This window comes from Paenibacillus sp. IHBB 3054, from assembly GCF_051594305.1.
Classification (GTDB): domain Bacteria; phylum Bacillota; class Bacilli; order Paenibacillales; family Paenibacillaceae; genus Paenibacillus_AQ.
The window spans coordinates 314,623-336,578 of record NZ_JBOFBG010000001.1 but is presented as its reverse complement, the minus strand read 5'-3'; the positions used below and the strand labels follow the sequence as shown (position 1 = coordinate 336,578).

The following is a 21,956-nucleotide window of genomic DNA, read 5'->3' as shown; positions in this document are numbered from 1 at the left end:
GAGATACGTCGGTGGACGTATTTCTTAATGAAAGCGTGTTTGAGGAGGAATGCCCCGTTGGTTAGGCAGGGGACACATACTTACGACAGAATCAACGTCGCCATCGACGGACCTGCCGGGGCAGGTAAGAGCACTGTAGCCCGATTGGTAGCCCAGAAGTTGTCTTACATTTATGTTGATACGGGTGCAATGTACCGGGCCATTACCTGGGATATGCTCCGCAGAGGCATTCCGCCGGAAGATCATGAATCGGTGGATCAAAGTGTCCGCGATATGGTGATTGAGCTTATTCCGGAGCAGGACATCCAGAAGGTGCTGATCAATGGGGAGGACGTAACCCCGCATATCCGCAGTCTTCAGGTTAGCGGCCAGGTGTCGCAGTATTCGAAGATCGAGGGTGTTAGATCCAGACTCAGTCATTTGCAGCGTCAGATGGCGCTTCGCAAGGGGGTCGTAATGGATGGCCGCGATATCGGTACGACCGTACTGCCGGATGCCGAAGTGAAGATTTTCATGACGGCAAGTGTGGAGGAACGGGCTCTCCGCCGTTACAAAGAGCTGAAGGACACGGAAACAATAACTCTCCAGCAGCTTGAACACGATATTGCAGCCCGTGACCGTCTTGATGAAGGACGGGAGATTTCACCGCTGCGCCGTGCAGAAGATGCCATTCTTCTTGACACGACCTTTATGGATATCAGCCAAGCCGTGGAAGCCATTGTCTACCACTGCCGATCTCATGTTGACGGGGAGAGAAATCATTCATGATTTATGTCATTTGCCGTGGGTTGCTTCGCTTGATTTATGCCATCCTGTTCCCGCTGAAGATTGTCGGGAAAGAGAATGTGCCGAAGGAGGGCGGGGTGCTGCTCTGCGCCAACCACATCAGCCTGCTTGATCCAATGACGATCGGCATTAAGCTGAACCGCCAGGTAAAGTATATGGCCAAAGCAGAGCTGTTCAAGGTTCCTGTGCTAGGCTGGCTCATTAATAAGGTGGGCGCTTTTCCGGTGAAACGTGGCGGCGTAAGCAAAGAATCCATCAAAACGGCCCTTAATACGCTTCGCGGCGGACATGTTATGGGCATCTTTCCGGAAGGGACACGAAACTCTGATTCCGGTGTGGCTAAGAAGGGCGCAGCGAGTTTTGCGCTTCGCAGCGGTGCAGCAGTTGTTCCGGCCGCTATCGTCGGATCTTACAAGCCCTTTCGCCGAATGACTGTCATTTATGGGGCTCCCATTGACCTCAGTTCGTTCGATGGAAAGGGAAGCGAGTCTCTTGAAGAAGTCACTGATGTAATTATGGGACGGATTCATGAGATGGCCAAGACCGGCAGGCCCAGTGCAAGATAAACGTTGAATTATGCCGCTTTTTGCAGATGTTGAGGAATAACGGCATAACCGCTATTTTTTGGAACATACTAACTTGAAAATGTAAGTGATATTTAGGTAATGCTTGTTTTGAACTCTGCTCTACGCGGGTTTAAATAAATGGGGTTTTGAATCGAGGAGGGTAATCACATGTCTGAAGAAACTAGAAATCAGGAAGCTGCGGCTAATGTTGAGAACAACGAAGCCGTAGAAGCAACAGAAACAGTGGAATCCGCTGTAGGTAACGAAGAAGAAGTGACAAGCCAAGAAGGTTTGGAAATCATTTCGTTGAAAAAAGGCGATACCGTGAAAGGAACAATCGTCAAAATCGAAGATAACCAAGCTTATGTAAGCATTGGATATAAATACGACGGCGTTATTCCTATTCGCGAATTGTCTTCCGTACAACTGGACAACGCTGCAGCAGCAGTAGAAGTTGGACAAGAAGTGGAATGCAAAGTTGTCAGCATCAACGACAACAAGGAAAGCCTGGTTCTCTCCAAACGTGCAATTGACAGCGAGAAATCATGGGAAGATCTGGAGAAGTATTTTGCTTCCCAGGAAGCGTTCGATGTTACTGTGGCTGACGTTGTCAAAGGCGGCCTCGTAGCTGATGTCGGCGCGCGCGGATTTATTCCGGCTTCCATGGTTGAACGTCACTTTGTAGAAGATTTCAGCGACTACAAAGGTCGCACTCTACGCGTGAAAGTGAAAGAACTGGACCGTGAGAACAGCAAGGTTATTCTTTCCGCCAAAGAAGTGCTGGAAGAAGAATTCGAAGCCAACAAATTGAAGATTATGGCTGAGCTGTCCGAAGGACAAATCATCGAAGGTACTGTGCAACGTCTGACACAATTCGGCGCATTTGTTGATGTGGGCGGCGTTGACGGATTGGTTCACGTATCCGAAATCGCTTGGAACCATGTCGAAAAACCTTCCGATGTTGTTTCCGAAGGCGACAAGGTTCGCGTAAAAGTGCTTAAGGTTGATCCTGAAAAAGGCAAAATCAGCCTCAGCATCAAAGCTGCCGCTCCAGGTCCTTGGGATTCTGCAGCCGGTAAAATCAACATTGGCGATGTAGTTACAGGCGAAGTAAAACGCCTTGTAAACTTCGGCGCCTTTGTTGAACTGCTTCCAGGCGTGGAAGGCCTTGTGCATATCTCGCAAATCTCCCACAAGCACATCGGTACTCCGCATGAAGTGCTCAAAGAAGGACAAGAAGTACAAGTGAAAGTGCTTGACTTCAATCCATCCGAGAAACGCGTCAGCCTGAGCATCAAAGAAACCGAAGAAGCTCCGGCTCCTACAGCAAGACCGGAACGCAGCAACAGCAGAGACAGAGCTCCTAAAGAAGTGCTGAACAATCCTAACGTATCGCTCAGCAACGAAGGACTCAGCTTCACCCTTGCTGAACGCTTCGGCGACAAGCTGGACAAATTCAAGGGTAACAACTAATCCTTTAGATTGTCATACCGGGTAAAGTAATCGGCGAGCCCTCGATAAGAGGGTTCGCCGATTGTGTTTTTACAGGCATGTAAGTCCAAAAGGGGCAAGGTACAAGCTGGTTAGCCAATTTTATTGTTTTTTGCTATGATGAGTTACGTAAGGACGACAGGAGGAATGAATATGGCAAGACCCGTTGTGGCCATCGTAGGAAGGCCTAACGTCGGAAAATCGACGATATTTAACAGGCTGATTGGCGATAGACTGGCCATTGTAGAAGATAAACCGGGGATTACACGCGACCGGATTTATGGCGTTTCAGATTGGAACGGCAAATCCTTCAGTGTAATTGATACCGGAGGGATTGAAATTGACGGTGAAGACGCGATTCTGAAATCAATCCGTGTTCAGGCGGAGCTGGCGATTGAGGAAGCGGATGTCATCGTCTTTATGTGCGAGGCGAAAAGCGGACTGACCAATGCGGATGAAGAAGTGGCACAAATTCTTTTCCGTTCCGGCAAACCGGTCGTACTTGCAATCAATAAAGTGGACAACATGAAGCGCACGGATGATATTTATGAATTTTACACCCTGGGAATCGGCGATCCTATCGGCATCTCCGGCAGCCACGGTACCGGAATCGGCGATTTGCTGGATGCGGTAACCGAGAAGCTTCCAGAGCTAACTGAAGAGGAATACGACGAAGATGTGATTCGTGTGGCCCTGATCGGCCGGCCGAATGTAGGTAAATCTTCTTTGGTCAACGCCATTTTGGGTGAAGAACGTGTAATTGTCAGCGATGTCGCAGGGACTACACGCGATGCCATTGATACTCCTTTTGAACGGGACGGGCAGCGCTATGTTCTGATTGATACTGCGGGTATGCGCAAACGCGGCAAAGTATATGAAACCACGGAAAAATACAGCGTGATGCGCGCAATGCGGGCCATTGAGCGGGCTGATGTCGTTCTGGTGGTAATCAACGGCGAAGAAGGCATTATCGATCAGGATAAGCATATTGCCGGTTATGCTCATGATGCCGGGAAAGCTTCGATTTTTGTGGTCAACAAATGGGATGCCGTCGAGAAGGATGACAAGACGATGCAGAACTTTGAGACCAAAATCCGGGATCACTTCCTGTTCATGAGCTACGCACCTGTAGTGTTCTTGTCCGCATTAACGAAACAGCGTCTGCAGAAGCTGCTGCCGGTGGTGCAGCATGTCGCCCAGCAGCATGCTCTGCGGATTACGACGCATTTGGTCAACGATGTGGTGTCCGATGCTGTGGCCATTAATCCTCCGCCAACGGATAAAGGACGGCGCCTGCGCATCAATTATGTTACTCAGGTTGCTGTCAAGCCGCCGACGATTGTGGTATTCGTCAATGACCCGTCGCTGATGCACTTCTCCTATGAACGATACCTGGAGAACAAAATCCGCGCGGCGTTCAATTTTGAAGGAACACCAATCCGTCTGTTTACACGGCGCAAATCCGAAAACGAAGGTTAGGGGAGAAGAGTAGTGGCGTTTGAACTTCTGGTGATCGTTGTAAGCTATTTGCTTGGCTCTGTCAGCTTCAGTGTATTGCTCGCCCGGCTGCTTAAAGGTATTGATATCCGTCAATACGGAAGCGGCAATGCCGGAGCGACCAATACGCTGCGTGTGATGGGGAAAGGACCGGCAATACTGGTGCTGGTTCTGGACGTACTGAAGGGAATTGCCGCAGTTTGGCTCGGAACCTGGGCTGGCGGCTGGGGAACCTGGATCGCGGTGGCTTGCGGGATCGCAGCCATCATCGGGCATAATTGGCCGCTCTACTTTCACTTTCGCGGGGGGAAGGGCATTGCAACTACAATTGGCGTAATGGCCACGCTTTGTTTTTGGCCTGCGCTGATTGCAGGGATCATTGCCATCCTGGCCATCGTTATTACCCGATTTGTGTCGCTGGGCTCCCTGATTTTTGTCGCGCTTACCCCGGTATTCCTGCTGTTTACCGAATTTACAACACCTGAATTGTGGGGAAGTCTTATCATTGCAGTTTTCGCTTTCTGGCGGCACCGCAGCAATATTGTGAAGATCTCCCAGGGAAGAGAGAATAAAATCGGCGCTAAAGTCAAGGAGGGGAATCGCGTTGTCTGATAAAGTAACCGTGCTGGTCGCGGGCAGTTGGGGAACTGCGCTGGCTACTGTGCTGGCGGCTAACCACTCGGAGGTTTATCTATGGACACGCAGGTCCGAACAGGCTGCCGAGATTAATGAGGCTCACACGAATGAGCATTTCTTGCCCGGGATTTCATTGCCCGCTAATATCATCGCAACTACGGATATGGAGACAGCGGTCACCGGTTCCAAGGCGGTGGTTATTGTTGCCCCGTCCTCCGGAATGCGCCAGGTCGCCCGCAGCCTCAAACCTTTCTGGAAAGAAGATATGCTCTGTGTACATGCTACAAAGGGCTTCGAGACGGAATCTATGAAACGGATGTCCACCGTCATTTCCGAGGAGCTGGGCTGTGATGAAGGCCAGGTGGTTGTTTTGTCCGGACCTAGCCACGCCGAAGAGGTGGTGCGCCTGTGTCCTACAACGGTTGTGGTAGCATCACCGGACGACAGACGCGCTACAGAAGCACAAAGTTTATTTATCAACAATGATTTCCGTGTGTACACCAATCGAGATCAGGTAGGCGTTGAACTGGCCGGAGCACTGAAGAATATCATAGCGCTTGGGGCAGGTCTGTCTGACGGTCTGGGTTTTGGCGATAATGCCAAGGCGGCATTGCTCACCCGGGGTCTTGCCGAGATTTCCCGCGTCGGTGTCGAGCTAGGTGCAAATCCGCTGACCTTTGCCGGGCTGGCTGGACTCGGTGACCTTGTGGTAACAGCAACGAGCCAGCATAGCCGCAACTGGCGGGCAGGTTCTTTGCTTGGCCAAGGGAAACCCCTCTCTGAAGTGCTGGAGTCCATGGGCATGGTAGTTGAAGGGATACGCACCACGGAAGCCGCATACGCTATTTCGCTTAAGCTGGGCGTGCAGATGCCAATCACTGATCAGATCTATCATGTGCTGTTCAAAGGCAAAACGCCGCGCAGCGCCGTCGAGGCCCTGATGGGACGCGACCGCAAGACGGAGATGGAAACGATCTCGCAGGAAACTTGGGAGCAGTGGCATTCTTGATCACGTTCACCTTTTGACGGGGATCCTCATATGTTGTAATGGGGATTGACGGAGGAGGGATGAAAAGTGAGCAAAGATTTTTCCAAGGATGCATTGAACGCCATCAATAAAAAAGCGGGCAAAAACATCACACCAGGTGCCGTCCAAAAGCTGGCCAGTACGGTCAAACCGGGAACAATGCAGAATGAAGCCCAGCTCCGCCAGTTAATTAAGCAGGTGTCATCAATGGCGAAGGTACCGGTCAGCGAGGCTACGGTGCAGGATATCATCAACGCTGTCAAAAAAGGCGGCGCGAATTCGGGCACCATGGAGTCTTTAATGAAAATGATGCTGAAAAAATAGCATTACTCTTCGCGGAGCAAAGAGCAAATGATCCGGAATCAGTCCTGATTCTGTGATCTTTTGCTCTTTTTTTTGAACCCTTAGACTTAGTAGGTTTCATGCCGGAGTCTTCATGCTATAATAGTCGCAATCAAATATTGCCGGATGGAGGCGGTTTGTCCATGGATCCGATGACGAAAATGTGGTTGTCGCTAATAGCGATTCTGGTAATGGGATTGTCCGTATTTCTGATAACCTTTGCGCGCAGCAAGACAAAAGGCCTGCTGAGAGCTATATTATCAATAGTTGCTTTTGTCATTATGCTGATCGGGTTGTTGGGTGGAGCCGCTTCAATTATGTAAGCATTTACAATAAATTCAGGCAGAAGGTTCTTGGGAGAATCGCTGGACTTTTTTTGCAGGAATAGGACGTGAGTAGATGGCAGATTCGGGAATTCCCTACATATTGGAAGCAGCGCTAGCTTCTATATCCGAGGTGTTAAGCCTGAGCTGGCTGGAGAAGCCGCCTGTATGGCTGCTGGGAGGAAGCTGCGGGCTTCTGCTGCACGGAGTGCAGCTGAATGCCCCACCGCGCGACATCGACCTCTACGCCGATCTGGAGGATGCCGAAGTACTTCATTCGGCTCTAAGCAGATATTCGGTGGATGGAGGTCCGGAAGAAGATTATAGCGGAGGCTGCTATTCGCTGCGCAGCCGCTATCGTATCGGAGATGCAAGGGTGGAGCTGGTATGCGGTTTTCAGATCGGCTCCGGCAGGCGCCGGTATGCCGTGGATGTTCAGCAGCTTCTGCCGCATGCACTCATCCAGGATTTTAACGGTATCGGCTTAATGCGCCTGATGCCTGCGGCTCACGAGCTGGTGTTTAACCTGCTGCGGTGCAGGGGGGAGCGGTGCAGTGCTATTGCCAATTTTATGAAAGTCAATCTGGCTGGTCATTTACCACTGCTGCAGCAGCTAGTTCTGGAGAATGAACTGGATGAAGCCTTTGGGCTGCAGCTGGAGAAACTGCTGGGAGTGTCGACGTCGATACAGATTTAACAAGCAGCAAAGGAAGGAAGCTATGTCATGAAGCCACAAAAAGGATGGACTGTCACCTTCCAGCCCGAAGGACGAAAAACAGTAGTGCAGCACGGGGTAACCCTGCTGGAAGCTGCGCGCAAAGCGGGAGTGGTCCTGCCTACCCGCTGCGGCGGCAAAGCCGGTTGCCTGATGTGCAAGGTGACGGTCCCACAGGAAGAGGCTGCTGCCCTTCGGCCGCCGGGGGACGCCGAGCGGCGGAAGCTTGGCGGCTTGCTGGATTCAGGCGTCCGTCTGGCGTGCCAGGCAGCCGTCTGGAACGATTTGAGCGTCTTTGTCCCCGAGGACCCGCTCAAAGCCGCAGTGCGGCGCAGACTGGAAGCAGCGCGTCGTGGAGAAGAGGACGGGCTGTGGTAATCTTGTAAAGTAACTTTCGGAGAATGCTGGAGCAGAAAGGGGCGGACGGAGTGCTTTTCACAGATGGGCTGAAGACATCCGGAATCAGAATGGGCTTGCTGCTGGGAATAAGCTTGCTGCTCTTTGTTCTCACGGGCTGTATGTACCGGGGAGAACAGAACCAGCCTGCGGGCAATTTCCGCGAGAGTGTCAAGCGGGTTCAGGCGGCAGTGGATGATTATCAGCAGGAGGATGGTCTGCTGCCGATCCTAAATAGCGAGGAATCTACTCCACGCTATGAGAAATTCGTAATTGATTTGGAGAAGCTGCGCCAAAAAGGATATTTGGATGAAATTCCGGCTGCTGCCTTTGAGAAGGGTGGCAGCGCCTATTTTCTTATCTTGGATGAAGAAAGTGATCCTACCGTGAAGCTGATGGATCTCGTTACCGTGCAGAAGGTAAATGATGTCTCCCGCCAGGTTAACCGCTACAAATCAGTGCATGGAGGCGCACTCCCGGCAGGGGAGGAACGATATCCGGGCTTATTCAACATTGATTCCAAAAAGGCGGGAACGTCGTCTATAACGCTGAAGAGCGTCTATTCCGGACAGCCGCTGGAGTTTATCATGGACAAGAACGGTGACGTGTATGTCGACTACAGCTTTGATATTATGTCTGCCATTGACAAGGAAGGCGCAACACCTGCGGCCAATCAGGATCTGCGGATTGAGCTGGAGCAGGCTTCTTATTATGTACCGGTGAAGTCGTTGCCGTATTTGTGGATTGAGGGGCAGCCAGTTCCTCAGCCTCCGGACAGTCCATAGACCGTTTCCAACCACCAGCAGTTCCAGAAGTTATTCTGGGGCTGCTTTTTTGTATTTTCCGGTGTTTCTGCGGCAGCGGCCACTTGCAAGGAGAGAGGTAGTTCTACTTGCTACTCCGCGCTCATATGATTGATGAGAAGACTTCCGGGCGTCGTGACGCCCTGCGGGGGTGCAGAACCTCATTTCGCAAATTACTATACAAATTGCGCAGCTGCGGGTCATAAATCCGTTCCGGATACATATGATGATACTAGTCCAAATGCATGTCCGAGCATTCGGAGTTTAGCGCGGGGCAAAAGTGTTCCGCCCTTAAGCAGCAGCTAGGCTTCGGGCGGACATACGAAAGTCCGGTGGATGTCCTGCAAGGGTCAGATTGCCGGCGGAACGCGAAGTCGATGCTCTTCAGGCATTTTTTCTTCGGAGTAATATGAGGAGGGGATCTCTTTTGGAAAAAGTGGATATTTTCAAGGACATTGCCGAGCGTACCGGCGGAGACATTTATCTTGGCGTCGTCGGCGCGGTTCGCACGGGGAAATCGACATTCATCAAACGCTTCATGGAGACGATTGTCTTGCCGAACATCACCAGCGAGGCAGATCGGGTAAGGGCAGTGGATGAACTTCCGCAAAGTGCAGCGGGCAAAACCATTATGACAACTGAGCCGAAATTTGTACCGAACAACGCGGTGCAGATCAAGGTTGCGGAAGGGCTGGAAGTGAATGTCCGGCTGGTCGACTGTGTGGGATATGCTGTGGAGGGTGCAAAAGGGTATGAGGATGAGAATGGCCCTCGCATGATCTCCACTCCTTGGTTTGAGGAACCGATTCCTTTCCAGGAAGCGGCGGAAATTGGCACGCGTAAGGTGATTCAGGAGCATTCCACGCTGGGTGTAGTTGTGACTACAGACGGCACGATTGCTGAAATCCCGCGGAACTCTTATATTGATTCCGAAGAGCGGGTCATTGCGGAGCTGAAGGAAGTAGGCAAGCCGTTTGTGCTTGTGATCAACTCCACCCGGCCGCGCAGTGAAGAGGCACAGCAGCTGCGCAGTGAGCTGGCCCTTAAATATGATATTCCCGTTATGACACTTAGTGCTGCGAATATGACGGAAGACGATGTGACCGGTGTGCTGCGTGAAGTGCTGTATGAATTCCCGGTCCATGAGGTGAATGTGAACCTGCCTAGCTGGGTGATGGTGCTGGGCGAAAATCACTGGCTGCGCAGCAGTTATGAGAACTCCGTCCGCGATACCGTGAAAGACATCCGCCGCCTGCGTGATGTTGACCGGCTGGTCTCCCAGTTTACGGAATATGATTTCATCGATAAAGCAGGGCTTAGCGGAATGAACATGGGCCAAGGTGTGGCCGAGATTGACCTGTATGCGCCGGAAGAACTGTATGATCAGGTTCTGATGGAAGTGGTAGGGGTTGAAATCCGCGGAAAAGATCATCTGCTGCAGCTGATGCAGGACTTCTCCCATGCCAAACGCGAGTATGACCGCTTCTCCGAAGCACTGGAAATGGTCAAAACAACCGGCTACGGGATAGCCGCTCCTTCACTCGCGGAAATGGCTCTCGATGAGCCCGAGCTGATCCGTCAGGGCTCACGTTTCGGGGTTCGCCTGAAGGCGACAGCACCTTCGATTCATATGATCCGCGTGGATGTGGAATCGGAGTTCTCGCCGATCATCGGCACGGAGAAACAGAGCGAAGAGCTGGTGCGCTATCTGATGCAGGACTTTGAGAATGACCCGATCAAGATTTGGGAGTCGGACATTTTTGGCCGCTCGCTGCATTCGATTGTGCGCGAGGGAATTCAAGGCAAAATTGCCATGATGCCGGATAATGCCCGCTACAAGCTGCAGGAAACACTTGGACGGATCATCAACGAGGGTTCAGGCGGCCTGATCGCCATCATTTTGTAAGGCACATTTCATAACAAAAAGAGAGCAGGGATTTCCGGCTCTCTTTTTGTTGTGCCGGAGTGGGGGCATATGACATCCGATGAATTCCCCTCCGTACTCTTTTTACACGGAAATGCTTCTCTACTTTATGGTTAATAGGAATTTCTGCCATTAATAGTCTCTCATTTTCGGCCTTATTGAGGGTTTAGTAGATACTTTCTGCTCCTTTTTTGAGGAACGCCTTGAAATTATGGATGGGCTGTATTACTATAAGTTTGTTGCGCTTCTAGGAAGAAGGGCGCCAGTATCTAGCAATAAACGGGATTATCACGTATATTTTGCGTTGAAACGGAAACAGTGTATGATACCGGAAATTTACCCAGGGAGGTGAGAAGACATGAATAAATCAGATTTGATCAACGTAGTAACAGAAGCAACTGAACTTCCCAAGAAAGATGCTACTAAAGCGGTAGATGCCGTTTTCGAAGCGATCACAGGTGCTCTGCAAAGCGGCGATAAAGTACAACTGGTTGGATTCGGAAACTTTGAAGTGCGCGAACGTTCCGCACGTAAAGGCCGCAACCCGCAAACTGGTGAAGAAATCGAAATTCCTTCAAGCAAAGTACCGGCATTCAAACCCGGTAAGGCGCTTAAAGACGGAATCAAATAGAGATTTCTACATATCGATCCTATAGTCTTCCGAGTTACAACTATGCCGCCCTCCAAGGCGGCATTTGTTTTTGCAATCTTTATCCGTAATTGCTTAGAGAAAGCGTATACTCACACAAAATTAAGCGAAGCTTCCGAAGCCAGTTTTGTACGAAGAGATTTCAAGGAAGTAAATGCTCACAAAACTTTTAGGAGGATCAAAGATGACCGAGAAGAATAATGGCGTTAGCCCTGCACCGTCAGGCAGCGAGTACATCGTGGTGAAGGCCAAAGAGAACGGCGTTCAGGTAATCGGGCTTACCAGAGGACTGGATACGCGCTTTCACCACACGGAGAAGCTGGACAAAGGCGAGGTGCTGATCGCTCAATTCACCGATCATACCTCAGCAATGAAAATCCGCGGCAAGGCGGAAATATGGAGCAAACACGGACAACTGGAGAGCGAAAGCTGAAAAGCAGGCATAGCCTGCTTTTTTTCAAAATATAACTAAGTATAGGCAAGTCTGCAGGATCGTATAAACGCACGGCTAGGCGGAAATTATGGATAAGGGGGCAGGTCATGAACCGGGGCTGGCTAATCGGAACTGTATTGCTCGTGACCACGGCTTCTGCCGTAATTCTGCCGCAGCTGGCGGAGCTCGCACCTTCCTTGCAAAGGCAGCAGGGAGTAGTGGAAACCTTCAGCGGTGCGAATACGATTCTCGATAATGATAATCTTGTAGATATACTGAACGGGATCCCCTTTACCCTGTCCATCGATAGCGTAGACTTTGAACAGAGCGTCTTGTCACTGGATCTGAAGGTGACCGGCAATAACCACGAGCCCAAAGAACTGTATCAGAATATGGCTCAGGCGATCTCCTTTGCTTTCCAAGACACGGAGAATGTCGATCAGCTGCTCCTGCGCATCGTTGCCGAGGACAAATGGCTGGACACCCGCCGTCTTTTGCTTGCCGGGGATATCAGACGCATGGAGTGGTCGCTTCAACTGCAGCAGAAGCTGGAGGCGTCCGGGAATGATCCGCTGCCAGATGCGCTCAAGAAAGGCTTCCGTATTCGTGAAAGCGAGCTGTGGAAAAGGCAGTTCATTTATCCCTGATGTGGGTAAATGAAACTAGAACGCCCCAGAGTGCGTGACAAAAAAACATGTGATATAATAGACAAGATTGTGAACAAAGATATTGTCATAACGTCAATGGCTTCGGAGGCTGAAATGAAACCGTACCGCATACCACAACTTGCTAAACCCTACACCGACTACGATATGATTCAGCGGCATACGGAATTACCGCCGTTTTCCGATGGGCGTGGTCATTTGTTATATATTTTTCTGAATCACGGCACCCCGGACGGTGCGCAAAACGGTGAGCTGTATACTCTGGTAACAGCACTTGTGCAGCTAGGCCTTGATACGCATGAGAACATCGATATATCCCTTGAAGAACCAGGGGGAGACCAGATGCGTTCCCGTCAGCTCAAGGTGCTGGCCGGCGATTACTTCAGCAGCTGGTTTTACCATTTGCTTGCGAAACGTGAACAGATCGAGATGGTGGGTATCTTAAGTACGGCCATTGCCGACTTTAACGTGATGAAAGCCCATCTTTACGGCAAAATGAAGGGGATGCTGCTCTCCGCTGAACAATACCTGCGGCACACGGTACAGCTCAATATGCGGCTGTTCCTTTCTTTTACACCGATGATTGAGGAGTCGCTCACCCAGCTGTGGGAGAAGCTGCTGGCTGAATTCAGCCACTGCGAGACCTTATGTCTGGAACTGCGGCGGTCTGGTAATCCGGCAAGTGCCCGGGAAGGCTATTGTTACTGGAAGGTGATGGAATTAGCCACAGAAGAAGAGCGGCAGCTGCTGGATGAGCAGAATCTCGATCTGAAGGATTGGAAGAAGCTCAAGCTGAAATATAAATGCGATTCCCTGCTGACCGATAAGCTGCATGGGTCGCTCCAGTCCATACAGGGACTGCTGAAAGACATTAAGGACGAGCACCTGATCAGCGAGCTTAGCTCCGCGCTTGACCACTTTCTCCTGCAGACGAAAATTTCCGGACAAGCGGCCGTGGAGGGGTAGAGAATGACTATAGAGAAAACATCAGCTTTGGGTGACCAGGGCGTCAAACCGAAGGAACAATTTGTACACTCCGTATTTGAGAGCATTGCCGGAAAATATGACCTGATGAATGATATTCTAAGCTTCCGCCGCCATAAAGCGTGGCGAAAGTTCACGATGCGCAAGATGGGCATGAAGCGCGGCGATTCTGCTGTAGACTTGTGCTGCGGCACCTGTGACTGGAGTATTGCCTTGGCTGATGCCAGCCAGACCGGAAGTGTTATCGGGCTTGATTTCAGTGCAGGCATGCTGGAGGTAGGCCGCCGCAAGGTGGAAGAGCGCAAACTGCAGGACCGCATTTCACTGGTCCAGGGCAATGCGATGGACTTGCCTTTCGGTGACAACACCTTTGACTATGCGACGATAGGCTTCGGACTTCGCAATGTGCCTGATCTCGTTCAAGTGTTGAACGAAATGAAGCGTGTAGTGAAGCCGGGAGGAATGGTTGTCTGCCTCGAGCTTTCCAAGCCGATGAAACAGCCGTTCAAAGGCATTTATTATTTTTATTTTCAACGTGTACTTCCGCTCCTTGGGAAACTGTTTGCCAAAAGATACGAGCAATATAAATGGCTTCCCGAATCATTGGCCCTATTTCCGGACAGAGAGCAGCTTGCGGTGATTTTCCGTGAAACCGGTCTTGAGCAAGTGGAATCCTATCCCTTGACCGGCGGCATCGCAGCATTACATATTGGGCTCAAGGAGAACTGTAATGTTTAAAAAAGTCGGCGTTTTTCTGCAAATGATCAAGTTTGAACATACTGTTTTTGCATTACCCTTCGCATTTATGGGCGCATTGCTCGGTTCAGTTGTCATGTTCGGCACACTCCCTTCCTGGGCCCAGATCGGCTGGGTTGTTATCGCCATGTTTGGCGCCCGCAGCGCGGCCATGGGCCTGAACCGGCTGATTGACCGGATCAGCGACGCCAAGAATCCGCGGACCGCAGGAAGAGCGATTCCCGCAGGGCTGCTGAAGGTTGGAGAAGTAATAATCTTTATTGCGATCTCATTCTTTTTACTATTCTGGGCTGCTTTCAAGCTTAATCCCTTGTCGGCGAAACTACTGCCTATCGCTGTTTTTCTCCTTGTTTTTTATTCCTTCACGAAGCGATTCACCTGGGCCTGCCATCTGATACTCGGGCTAACCATCGCCTTGGCTCCGCTTGGGGGCTGGGTTGCCGTCACGGGCACTGTGGACTGGACAGCCATGATCTTTTATTTCACGATTGTGTTTTGGACTGCGGGTTTTGATATTATTTATTCCTGCCAGGATGTTGAATTTGATACGAAGGAAGGCCTTTACTCCATTCCAGTCCGCTTTGGTGTTCCGCGGGCGCTGGACATTGCGAAGGTATTTCACTTTCTAACGGGCATCGGATTCGTTTCACTCCTTTTTATCACCGATTTAAGCTGGTGGTATGTAGCAGGGATGCTGATTGCTTACATCATTCTTTTTTATGAGCATCACATTGTGTCTCCAAGTGATTTAAGCCGCTTGCAGACCGCGTTCTTTACCATGAACGGGGTGCTGAGCATCGTGGTGTTCTCGTTTACTTTGATTGACCTGGTGGTGCAGTTTTACAAATGACAGAGCAGAAGCCTAAAAATTTCGTTGTAGGAATTACCGGAGCGAGCGGAGGCATTTATGGCGTTCGTCTGACGGAAACCCTGCTTTCATTGGGGTATACGGTTCATCTCGTCGTGAGCAATGCGGGCTGGCGTGTTTTTAAAGAGGAGCTTGGCTTTGCCGCCTCCGACCGGGAAGGCTTTCTGAACGAAAAGTTCAGCGGCTATCCCGGTTCTCTGCTTTATCATAAAGTACAGGACATCGGGGCATCGATCGCCAGCGGCTCCTTCCGCACGGAAGGGATGATTATTATGCCTTGCTCCATGGGTACATTGTCTGCTGTGGCGCATGGCAGCTCCGATAATTTGATGACAAGGGCTGCCGATGTCATGCTGAAGGAAGGGCGCCCCTTGGTCCTCGTCCCCCGGGAGACACCGCTGCATGCCATCCACCTGGAAAATATGCTGAAGCTGTCCCGGCTGGGCGTCAAGCTGATCCCGGCAATGCCGGCCTTTTATTTTGGCCCGGGCAGCATGGATGATCTGATTAACTTTATGGTGGGCAAGGTGCTGGACAGCTTTAACATTGAGCACACTTTATTTCGCAGATGGGGGGAATGAGGGATGGTCAATTCGCAGCATACCGTTATCGGTAAAATCAGCTATACCAACTCATGGCCGGTATTTCACAATTTTCACCCCTCTTCGTTAAGTTATCCTGCAGAGATGGTGAGTGAAGTGCCTGCCATTCTTAATCAGGGCATGGCTGAGGGCACCATCCACGTAGGTGCATTGTCTTCCTTTGCCTATGCAGCAGCCAGTGACCGTCTGCTGCTGCTTCCGGATCTATCCGTCAGTGCGGAGGGACCGGTCAAATCGATTCTGCTGTTCTCTCGGATGCCTGTTCAGCAGCTTGGAAACGCCAGGGTTGCCGTAACTAATACCTCCGCAACATCGGTGAATCTGCTGAAGATTCTGATGGAGAAGGCCGTTCATGGCAAACCGGAATATATCAGTGCAGAGCCTGATCTGGATCACATGATGGATCAGGCGGACGCCTGTCTCTTAATCGGCGACAATGCGATCAAAGCCTCGTGGCAGAATCAGGGCTACATCGTTACTGATCTGGGTGAACTGTGGAATGAGTGGACTGGACTCAGCATGACCTTTGCCGTCTGGGCGGTAAACCGGGAGGCAGCGAACAGTAAGCCTAAAGCGATTGCCGAGATTGCCGAGGCCTTTGCGGAAAGTAAAAGACGCGGAATCCGCGGACTCGCGCCAATTATTCGGGAGGCGTGCATGGCTATCGGTGGAACGGCTGCCTACTGGGAAGGATATTTCCGTAATTTATGTTATGACTTTGGGGAAAGGCAGCAGGAAGGTCTGAACCTCTATTTCCGCTACGCCTATGAAATGGGCCTGCTGCCGCAGGAAGTGAAGATGGAGCTTTGGAGCCACAATCTGCTGACACGGGTGAAAGAATGAAACGAATGCAAATATTCGGTTTGCTGAACAAGGATATGGATCTGATCGAAAAAGAGCTGTACCGCAGCGTTCAAGGCGATGATGGTCTGCTGACAGAGACTTCCCTGCATCTGCTGAAGGCGGGCGGCAAACGTCTGCGTCCAGTATTTGTGCTGATGGGCGGCAAATTTGGTCAATATGATCTGGAGAAGCTGAAGCGTGTAGCTATCCCGCTTGAGCTCATACATAGTGCTTCGCTCGTTCACGATGATGTGATCGACGATGCAGAGCTGCGGCGTGGAGAGCTTACTGTCAAAGCGAAGTGGGGCGACAAGATCGCCATGTACACCGGGGACTATATTTATGCAAAAGCGCTCGTTATGACTTCGGAGCTGAAAAATCCCCGCATCCACCAAATCCTCTCCAAGGCGATGGTGGAAATGTCCATCGGAGAAATGGAGCAGATCCGTGATTTCTTTAACAGCGAGCAGAGTGTGCGCCACTATTTGCGGCGGATCCGCCGCAAGACAGCCTTGCTCATCGCGATCAGCTGTCAGCTGGGCGCGCTGGCAGCTGACGCGGAGCCGGAGACAGCCCGGCTGCTCTATAATTACGGATACAACGTCGGTATGGCGTTTCAGATCCGTGATGATCTGCTCGATCTTTCCGGAACGGAGAAGCAAATCGGCAAACCTCCGGGCAGTGATATGCGCCAGGGGAACATTACACTTCCCGTGATTTATAGCCTTGAGGACGCCCGGCTTCGCGATTCGCTGCTGGAGGAGCTGAAGCTTATCCGTGAAGGGCAGCGCAGTGTGGGCCGGGCCATTGATCTGATCCTGTCAGGAGAAGGTATTGCCCGCGCAGAAGAGCTGGCTTCACGCTATATAGCCAAAGCACTGGCGGCGCTGGATGAGCTTCCGAACAACAAAACAAAGCGCAATCTGCGGGATATTGCATTTTTTGTAACAGGCAGAGCCTATTAGACTTCGCTCCTCTTTGAAATATAAGCGTTCACAGATGACCGGGTTTCTGATAATATCAGAAAATATACCACTTGAATTTGCAGCGATGTACTAAACTATTCATAAAAAATGGAGAGTGACTCTATGGAAAAAACGTATCTGATGATCAAGCCGGACGGAGTACAACGCGGATTGATCGGGCGTATTGTCGCCCGCCTGGAAGACAAAGGATTTAAGCTGATTGCCGCGAAGCTGGTTACTGTCACAGAGGAACAGGCCAAGAAGCACTACGCAGAACACGAAGGTAAAGATTTCTTTCCTGAACTTGTGGGCTTTATCACCTCCGGTCCTGTGTTTGCCATGGTGTGGGAAGGCGATGATGTAGTGGCGCTGTCCCGTCTGCTGATAGGGAAGACCAAGGTAGGCGAAGCGTTGCCGGGTACAATCCGCGGCGATTTTGCCAGCCATACACCGCTTAACCTTATTCATGGATCGGATTCACCGGAAAGCGCTGAACGTGAAATTGCCAATTTCTTTGCTCCGAATGAACTGGCTCACTACAACAAAGACATCCAGGCATGGATGTAACAACAGGCGGGAGGCAGGAGAAGTCATATGGCAGAACGTGAAGAGATTGAAGCAGCAGATCCGGATTACACCGGGTTTATCCATAACGTCAAGCAAAGTACCGGAATCGATCTCGCCCAGTACAAGGAAGCACAGATGAAACGGCGTTTAACTACGTTGCGGATGAAGAACGGCTATCATTCATTTCAAGATTTTTATGCCGCAATGATGAAGGACAAGGCTTTATTTTATGAATTTCTGGACCGGATGACGATTAATGTCTCGGAGTTCTGGCGCAATCCGAACCGCTGGGAAGTACTGCGGGATGTCATTCTGCCTGATTTGCAGCGCTCGGGACGCCGGTTGAAGCTATGGAGTGCCGCCTGCTCCACCGGGGAAGAGCCATATACGCTGGCGATGATTTTATCCGACAAAAATCTTCTTTCCCAGACCGGTATTCTGGCTACTGACATTGATGATGGCGCTCTGGCCAAAGCAAAGCAGGGCCTCTACTTGGAACGATCCTTAAAGGACGTGCCAAAAGATGTAGCCGCCCGTTATTTCGCGCCGGAGGGACCGGTATTCAAGGTCAGCGATTCACTCAAAAAAAGTATTGATTTCCGCAAGCAGAACCTGCTGCTTGATAAGTTTGACGAAGGGTTTGACCTGATCATTTGCCGGAATGTGATGATCTATTTCACAGAAGAGGCTAAGAATAAGCTCTATCATAAGTTCTCGGCCAGTCTGCGCCCGGGCGGATATTTGTTCGTGGGCAGCACGGAGCAAATCTTTACACCTGCGCAGTATGGCTTTGAATCGACGGAAACGTTCTTCTACCGGAAGAAATAGTGCTGCACCGTCCGATCTGGTAAACGTATACTTTCGCTTCTTTTCAGTGATACTGAATAGTAGATACCCGTACGCTATGCGAAAGGTCGTAAATCCAGATGGACAAAAGCAAGGTCATTGCCGCGTACAGACGCGGCTTCCTTACCGTCCGCGAATGCGGGCAGATTCTCGGCATTGAGGAGCTGCAGCTGCAAAGCCTGCTGCAGCTTGAGGAGAGCAAGACGACATTGCCTCCGTCAAACCGGAGGATCGGGGGCTGATCAGAAGCTCTTGACCCCGGACGCTCAGCAGCGCCGCTTTTACTCGGAAGAGTATGGCGGCGCTGTTCTTTTATGGATGAGGGGCACCTGATTAGAGGCCATCCCTTTCTTGTCAAAGCGGATTCCCTATACTATAATGAGCAAAGACATTTAAGATTTTAGCGGTTTACAGTTTAAAAGTGTGAAGGGGGAACGCAGCATGAGTTTACGCTATTTAACAGCGGGGGAAACGCACGGCCCCCAGCTTACAGCAATTATTGAGGGACTGCCCAGCAATTTGACACTTAATTTTGAAGAGCTCAATTTTCAATTGCAGCGGCGCCAGAAGGGCTACGGCCGTGGCCGCCGGATGCAAATCGAGAAAGATACCGCACAGATTGTCGGCGGTGTACGCCATGGCTCTACGACAGGAGCTCCTGTAGCGCTGGTAGTAGAGAACAAGGACTGGACACACTGGAAGAACATTATGAATATCGAACCGATTCCCGGCAGCGACGAAGAGAAGCGGCGGGTGAACCGGCCGCGTCCAGGGCATGCGGATTTGAACGGCGGACTGAAATATAATCTTACCGATCTGCGGAATGTGCTGGAACGTTCCAGCGCCCGTGAAACGGCAGCAAGAGTAGCCGTAGGCGCTGTGGCCCGGCAGCTGTTGGCCGCTTTCGGAGTGAAGATTGCCGGACAGGTTATCCGGATCGGCGAGATTGAAGCGCCGGCCAACAATCTTCCGATTGATGAACTGATCGAGCTGACCGAAGCCTCCTCTGTGAGAGTTGTTGATAAAGAGACCGAACAGAAGATGGAGGCTTACATAGACAAGATCAAGGAGGAAGGCGACTCCATCGGTGGAATCGTGGAATGCGTCGTTGAAGGATTGCCTACCGGTCTTGGAAGCTATGTGCAATACGACCGTAAGCTGGATGCAGCTATCGCCGGAGCGGTAATGTCGATCAATGCCTTCAAGGGCGTTGAGATTGGTATTGGTTTCGAGGCAGGCGAACTGCGCGGCTCACAGGTCCATGATGAAATTATGTATGAAGCCTCACGAGGTTACTACCGGGCAAGCAACCGACTGGGCGGCTTTGAGGGTGGCATGACGAACGGAATGCCGGTTGTTGTCCGCGGAGTGATGAAGCCGATACCTACACTTTACAAACCGCTGCAAAGCGTTGATATTGATACCAAAGAGCCTTTCACCGCGCAGGTGGAGCGTTCGGATGCCTGCGCTGTTCCGGCAGCTTGTGTCGTGCTGGAGAATGTCGTGGCTTGGGAGATCGCGAAGGCATTCCTGGATAAATTCGGCGGCGATTCCCTGGAAGAAATCAGAGCCAACTATAATAATTACTTGTCCCAACTGGAGAGCTACTGATTATGCGCAGTATTACTGTAGAATTGGGAGAACGTTCTTATCCGATCCATATCGGCAGCGGCTTGCTTCAGGGTATCGGTGAACGCTGCCAGGAAGCCGGATTTCCACTGCGCAGTCCGCTGCTGGTTGTCAGTGACAGTGAAGTTGCCCCACATTTTCTGGCCACGGTGGAAAGCTCCTTGCAGGCTCAGGGGTATACGGTCGTAAGCCATATTATCCCTGCCGGGGAGGCTTCTAAATCTCTGGCCGTATATGAAGAGGTTATCACAACGGCCATTCAGGCTGGTCTGGACCGCAGCTCGGCGGTACTGGCACTCGGTGGCGGTGTGGTCGGTGATCTGGCGGGTTTTGTGGCCGCGTCTTATATGCGCGGTATCGGCTTCCTGCAGATTCCGACAACCATCCTTGCCCATGACAGCAGTGTCGGCGGGAAGGTGGCTGTTAATCATCCGCTAGCCAAAAATATGATCGGCGCCTTCTATCAGCCGTCTATGGTGCTGTATGATCTGGACACGCTCCGCACGCTTCCGCCGCGCCAGATTTCTTCAGGGCTGGCCGAGGTTGTAAAACACGGCCTGATTCTGGACAGGGATTTTGCCTACTGGTGCCGTGATCATGCGGCAGAGCTGCTTGAGTTGAACGTGGAAGCGCTTGGTTATGCGCTGGAGCGGGGCTGTGCGATCAAAGCCGCCGTAATCGGCAATGATGAGCGTGAGCATGGGCAGCGGGCCATACTGAACCTCGGGCATACCATTGGGCATGCGATCGAGGCAGTGGGGGGCTACGGTGTATTCCTGCATGGGGAAGCGATTGCCATCGGAATGGCGGGATCGGCGCTTTTAGCGGCCAAACTGGGCAAAGATAAGTCCATTTATGAAGACACGGTATCTATGCTGTCGGCGCTCGCCTTGCCGGTAAGACTGCCGGCGCAATATGGTGAGGATGAACTGATGGCGGCGATGATGCATGATAAGAAATTCAAAGAAGGAAAAATGACCTTTATCGTGCCAGATGCCATTGGTTCGGTCAGTATTGTCAATGATGTGCAGCAATCATCTGTTCGTGAGGTTATAGCACAGCTTAAGAAGGAGGAAAGCCCATGGTAAACCGGGGGATACGCGGTGCAACAACCGTAACGAAAAACGAGGAAAACGAGATCCTGCGTGAAACGGTTGTACTGTTGCGGGAAATCGTCGAACGCAATGACGTGATTGCAGAGGATATTTGCAGCGTATGGATTACGATGACTGCTGATCTGGATGCTACCTTCCCGGCAAGGGCGATCCGTGAGATTGAAGGCTGGGAGATGGTACCGCTCATGTGTTCCGTCGAGATCCCGGTCAAGGGCAGCCTGCCACAGTGCATCCGCCTCATGGTGCAGGTCAACACCGATAAATCGCAGCGGGATATCCGCCATGTGTATCTGAACGAAGCCCAGAAGCTTCGCCCGGATCTATCACAGAGCAAGTAATAATTTGCAGATGCGGGGTTGTCAATGACCTCCATCATCATGTATAGTGGAGTTAGCCGAGTGAAGCAGAGTTTAGTTTAGATGAGATGAGTATAGCTGAGTTGAGTGCAGGATTTAGTTCGTATAGGCAATCCATTTATTTGTGATTCCCTCCTGGGATTATTTTGGTGTAGAGTTTCACAGCGCTACC

The 21,956-nt window shown here is 51.2% G+C and carries 27 protein-coding genes; all 27 read left to right on the top strand.

From position 1 onward, the window contains the following. Nucleotides 1-57: 57 nt before the first annotated feature. The 27 genes from cmk to aroH all read left to right on the top strand — a co-directional run bounded on the left by cmk (nucleotide 58) and on the right by aroH (nucleotide 21,766). Nucleotides 58-768 (top strand): (d)CMP kinase, encoded by a 711-nt coding sequence (gene cmk / locus ACQ76X_RS01785; protein WP_438491106.1) that lies wholly within the window; start codon nucleotides 58-60, stop codon nucleotides 766-768. Then, entirely contained in the window at nucleotides 765-1,352 is a 588-nt protein-coding gene (locus ACQ76X_RS01780) for a lysophospholipid acyltransferase family protein (protein WP_438491105.1), read from the top strand. The genes cmk and ACQ76X_RS01780 overlap by 4 nt, the downstream gene beginning before the upstream one ends. Before the next feature lie 168 nt (nucleotides 1,353-1,520). Next, complete coding sequence (gene rpsA / locus ACQ76X_RS01775) at nucleotides 1,521-2,825, top strand: 30S ribosomal protein S1 (RefSeq protein ID WP_076109867.1); 1,305 nt, start codon at nucleotides 1,521-1,523, stop codon at nucleotides 2,823-2,825. Between the two features lie 171 nt (nucleotides 2,826-2,996). After that, nucleotides 2,997-4,322, top strand: coding sequence for a ribosome biogenesis GTPase Der (der, locus tag ACQ76X_RS01770; protein ID WP_438491104.1), 1,326 nt, complete (start codon nucleotides 2,997-2,999; stop codon nucleotides 4,320-4,322). 12 nt (nucleotides 4,323-4,334) lie between these two features. Beyond that, nucleotides 4,335-4,952 carry a glycerol-3-phosphate 1-O-acyltransferase PlsY gene (gene plsY / locus ACQ76X_RS01765; protein ID WP_438491103.1) on the top strand — a complete coding sequence of 206 codons (618 nt, stop codon included), beginning with the start codon at nucleotides 4,335-4,337 and terminating at the stop codon, nucleotides 4,950-4,952. Continuing rightward, nucleotides 4,945-5,985 carry an NAD(P)H-dependent glycerol-3-phosphate dehydrogenase gene (locus ACQ76X_RS01760; RefSeq protein ID WP_038594532.1) on the top strand — a complete coding sequence of 347 codons (1,041 nt, stop codon included), beginning with the start codon at nucleotides 4,945-4,947 and terminating at the stop codon, nucleotides 5,983-5,985. The genes plsY and ACQ76X_RS01760 overlap by 8 nt, the downstream gene beginning before the upstream one ends. A 66-nt stretch (nucleotides 5,986-6,051) precedes the next feature. After that, entirely contained in the window at nucleotides 6,052-6,327 is a 276-nt protein-coding gene (locus ACQ76X_RS01755; protein WP_038594530.1) for a stage VI sporulation protein F, read from the top strand. Nucleotides 6,328-6,488: 161 nt separating this feature from the next. Further along, nucleotides 6,489-6,668, top strand: a complete 180-nt coding sequence (locus ACQ76X_RS01750) for a DUF2768 family protein (RefSeq protein WP_038594528.1) — start codon at nucleotides 6,489-6,491, stop codon at nucleotides 6,666-6,668. Between the two features lie 76 nt (nucleotides 6,669-6,744). Continuing rightward, entirely contained in the window at nucleotides 6,745-7,365 is a 621-nt protein-coding gene (locus tag ACQ76X_RS01745) for a hypothetical protein (RefSeq protein ID WP_438491102.1), read from the top strand. Between the two features lie 27 nt (nucleotides 7,366-7,392). Next, the gene (locus ACQ76X_RS01740) at nucleotides 7,393-7,761 is read left to right on the top strand and encodes a 2Fe-2S iron-sulfur cluster-binding protein (protein ID WP_438491101.1); all 369 of its coding nucleotides are present in this window, start codon (nucleotides 7,393-7,395) and stop codon (nucleotides 7,759-7,761) included. Between the two features lie 23 nt (nucleotides 7,762-7,784). Then, the gene (locus ACQ76X_RS01735) at nucleotides 7,785-8,564 is read left to right on the top strand and encodes a hypothetical protein (protein ID WP_438491100.1); all 780 of its coding nucleotides are present in this window, start codon (nucleotides 7,785-7,787) and stop codon (nucleotides 8,562-8,564) included. Nucleotides 8,565-9,009: 445 nt separating this feature from the next. Continuing rightward, on the top strand, nucleotides 9,010-10,488 hold the full coding sequence (spoIVA, locus tag ACQ76X_RS01730) for a stage IV sporulation protein A (RefSeq protein WP_038594524.1): 1,479 nt from the start codon (nucleotides 9,010-9,012) through the stop codon (nucleotides 10,486-10,488). Nucleotides 10,489-10,864: 376 nt separating this feature from the next. Further along, nucleotides 10,865-11,137, top strand: coding sequence for an HU family DNA-binding protein (locus ACQ76X_RS01725; RefSeq protein ID WP_019909963.1), 273 nt, complete (start codon nucleotides 10,865-10,867; stop codon nucleotides 11,135-11,137). Between the two features lie 202 nt (nucleotides 11,138-11,339). Next, nucleotides 11,340-11,588: a trp RNA-binding attenuation protein MtrB gene (mtrB, locus tag ACQ76X_RS01720; protein WP_038594522.1), complete on the top strand. Its 249-nt coding sequence runs from the start codon at nucleotides 11,340-11,342 to the stop codon at nucleotides 11,586-11,588. A gap of 107 nt (nucleotides 11,589-11,695) precedes the next feature. Beyond that, nucleotides 11,696-12,235 carry a hypothetical protein gene (locus tag ACQ76X_RS01715; protein WP_438491099.1) on the top strand — a complete coding sequence of 180 codons (540 nt, stop codon included), beginning with the start codon at nucleotides 11,696-11,698 and terminating at the stop codon, nucleotides 12,233-12,235. Nucleotides 12,236-12,349: 114 nt separating this feature from the next. After that, the gene (locus ACQ76X_RS01710) at nucleotides 12,350-13,219 is read left to right on the top strand and encodes a heptaprenyl diphosphate synthase component 1 (RefSeq protein WP_076109860.1); all 870 of its coding nucleotides are present in this window, start codon (nucleotides 12,350-12,352) and stop codon (nucleotides 13,217-13,219) included. Between the two features lie 3 nt (nucleotides 13,220-13,222). Further along, entirely contained in the window at nucleotides 13,223-13,975 is a 753-nt protein-coding gene (locus ACQ76X_RS01705; protein ID WP_438491098.1) for a demethylmenaquinone methyltransferase, read from the top strand. Then, a complete protein-coding gene (locus ACQ76X_RS01700; protein WP_038594514.1) occupies nucleotides 13,968-14,843 on the top strand; it encodes a UbiA-like polyprenyltransferase in 876 nt (291 codons plus the stop codon). The genes ACQ76X_RS01705 and ACQ76X_RS01700 overlap by 8 nt, the downstream gene beginning before the upstream one ends. Then, on the top strand, nucleotides 14,840-15,442 hold the full coding sequence (locus ACQ76X_RS01695) for a UbiX family flavin prenyltransferase (RefSeq protein WP_341094518.1): 603 nt from the start codon (nucleotides 14,840-14,842) through the stop codon (nucleotides 15,440-15,442). The genes ACQ76X_RS01700 and ACQ76X_RS01695 overlap by 4 nt, the downstream gene beginning before the upstream one ends. A gap of 3 nt (nucleotides 15,443-15,445) precedes the next feature. Beyond that, nucleotides 15,446-16,306, top strand: coding sequence for a menaquinone biosynthetic enzyme MqnA/MqnD family protein (locus ACQ76X_RS01690; RefSeq protein WP_438491097.1), 861 nt, complete (start codon nucleotides 15,446-15,448; stop codon nucleotides 16,304-16,306). Then, a complete protein-coding gene (locus ACQ76X_RS01685) occupies nucleotides 16,303-17,271 on the top strand; it encodes a polyprenyl synthetase family protein (protein WP_076109859.1) in 969 nt (322 codons plus the stop codon). Before ACQ76X_RS01690 ends, ACQ76X_RS01685 begins: the two co-directional genes overlap by 4 nt. Before the next feature lie 123 nt (nucleotides 17,272-17,394). Continuing rightward, nucleotides 17,395-17,838, top strand: coding sequence for a nucleoside-diphosphate kinase (gene ndk, locus ACQ76X_RS01680; protein WP_438491096.1), 444 nt, complete (start codon nucleotides 17,395-17,397; stop codon nucleotides 17,836-17,838). Nucleotides 17,839-17,865: 27 nt separating this feature from the next. Further along, a complete protein-coding gene (locus ACQ76X_RS01675; protein ID WP_438491095.1) occupies nucleotides 17,866-18,666 on the top strand; it encodes a CheR family methyltransferase in 801 nt (266 codons plus the stop codon). A gap of 98 nt (nucleotides 18,667-18,764) precedes the next feature. Next, nucleotides 18,765-18,926 (top strand): hypothetical protein, encoded by a 162-nt coding sequence (locus tag ACQ76X_RS01670; protein WP_179091700.1) that lies wholly within the window; start codon nucleotides 18,765-18,767, stop codon nucleotides 18,924-18,926. A 199-nt stretch (nucleotides 18,927-19,125) separates the two neighbouring features. Continuing rightward, on the top strand, nucleotides 19,126-20,295 hold the full coding sequence (aroC, locus tag ACQ76X_RS01665; protein WP_038594501.1) for a chorismate synthase: 1,170 nt from the start codon (nucleotides 19,126-19,128) through the stop codon (nucleotides 20,293-20,295). Between the two features lie 2 nt (nucleotides 20,296-20,297). Next, nucleotides 20,298-21,401 (top strand): 3-dehydroquinate synthase, encoded by a 1,104-nt coding sequence (gene aroB, locus ACQ76X_RS01660; RefSeq protein ID WP_076109856.1) that lies wholly within the window; start codon nucleotides 20,298-20,300, stop codon nucleotides 21,399-21,401. Then, the gene (gene aroH / locus ACQ76X_RS01655) at nucleotides 21,395-21,766 is read left to right on the top strand and encodes a chorismate mutase (protein WP_076109855.1); all 372 of its coding nucleotides are present in this window, start codon (nucleotides 21,395-21,397) and stop codon (nucleotides 21,764-21,766) included. The genes aroB and aroH overlap by 7 nt, the downstream gene beginning before the upstream one ends. Nucleotides 21,767-21,956: the final 190 nt, after the last annotated feature.

Excerpts from the sequence above, each read along its gene's own strand:
- ACQ76X_RS01675 (WP_438491095.1), top strand. The coding sequence starts at position 17,866 with ATGGCAGAACGTGAAGAGATTGAAGCAGCAGATCCGGATTACACCGGG.
- ndk (WP_438491096.1), top strand. The coding sequence starts at position 17,395 with ATGGAAAAAACGTATCTGATGATCAAGCCGGACGGAGTACAACGCGGA.
- ACQ76X_RS01685 (WP_076109859.1), top strand. The coding sequence starts at position 16,303 with ATGAAACGAATGCAAATATTCGGTTTGCTGAACAAGGATATGGATCTG.
- ACQ76X_RS01700 (WP_038594514.1), top strand. The coding sequence starts at position 13,968 with ATGTTTAAAAAAGTCGGCGTTTTTCTGCAAATGATCAAGTTTGAACAT.
- ACQ76X_RS01725 (WP_019909963.1), top strand. The coding sequence starts at position 10,865 with ATGAATAAATCAGATTTGATCAACGTAGTAACAGAAGCAACTGAACTT.
- ACQ76X_RS01695 (WP_341094518.1), top strand. The coding sequence starts at position 14,840 with ATGACAGAGCAGAAGCCTAAAAATTTCGTTGTAGGAATTACCGGAGCG.
- aroH (WP_076109855.1), top strand. The coding sequence starts at position 21,395 with ATGGTAAACCGGGGGATACGCGGTGCAACAACCGTAACGAAAAACGAG.
- ACQ76X_RS01780 (WP_438491105.1), top strand. The coding sequence starts at position 765 with ATGATTTATGTCATTTGCCGTGGGTTGCTTCGCTTGATTTATGCCATC.
- ACQ76X_RS01715 (WP_438491099.1), top strand. The coding sequence starts at position 11,696 with ATGAACCGGGGCTGGCTAATCGGAACTGTATTGCTCGTGACCACGGCT.
- ACQ76X_RS01710 (WP_076109860.1), top strand. The coding sequence starts at position 12,350 with ATGAAACCGTACCGCATACCACAACTTGCTAAACCCTACACCGACTAC.
- ACQ76X_RS01705 (WP_438491098.1), top strand. The coding sequence starts at position 13,223 with ATGACTATAGAGAAAACATCAGCTTTGGGTGACCAGGGCGTCAAACCG.
- ACQ76X_RS01690 (WP_438491097.1), top strand. The coding sequence starts at position 15,446 with ATGGTCAATTCGCAGCATACCGTTATCGGTAAAATCAGCTATACCAAC.
- mtrB (WP_038594522.1), top strand. The coding sequence starts at position 11,340 with ATGACCGAGAAGAATAATGGCGTTAGCCCTGCACCGTCAGGCAGCGAG.
- ACQ76X_RS01735 (WP_438491100.1), top strand. The coding sequence starts at position 7,785 with ATGCTGGAGCAGAAAGGGGCGGACGGAGTGCTTTTCACAGATGGGCTG.
- ACQ76X_RS01750 (WP_038594528.1), top strand. The coding sequence starts at position 6,489 with ATGGATCCGATGACGAAAATGTGGTTGTCGCTAATAGCGATTCTGGTA.
- ACQ76X_RS01670 (WP_179091700.1), top strand. The coding sequence starts at position 18,765 with ATGGACAAAAGCAAGGTCATTGCCGCGTACAGACGCGGCTTCCTTACC.
- aroB (WP_076109856.1), top strand. The coding sequence starts at position 20,298 with ATGCGCAGTATTACTGTAGAATTGGGAGAACGTTCTTATCCGATCCAT.
- ACQ76X_RS01745 (WP_438491102.1), top strand. The coding sequence starts at position 6,745 with ATGGCAGATTCGGGAATTCCCTACATATTGGAAGCAGCGCTAGCTTCT.
- ACQ76X_RS01740 (WP_438491101.1), top strand. The coding sequence starts at position 7,393 with ATGAAGCCACAAAAAGGATGGACTGTCACCTTCCAGCCCGAAGGACGA.
- aroC (WP_038594501.1), top strand. The coding sequence starts at position 19,126 with ATGAGTTTACGCTATTTAACAGCGGGGGAAACGCACGGCCCCCAGCTT.
- rpsA (WP_076109867.1), top strand. The coding sequence starts at position 1,521 with ATGTCTGAAGAAACTAGAAATCAGGAAGCTGCGGCTAATGTTGAGAAC.
- der (WP_438491104.1), top strand. The coding sequence starts at position 2,997 with ATGGCAAGACCCGTTGTGGCCATCGTAGGAAGGCCTAACGTCGGAAAA.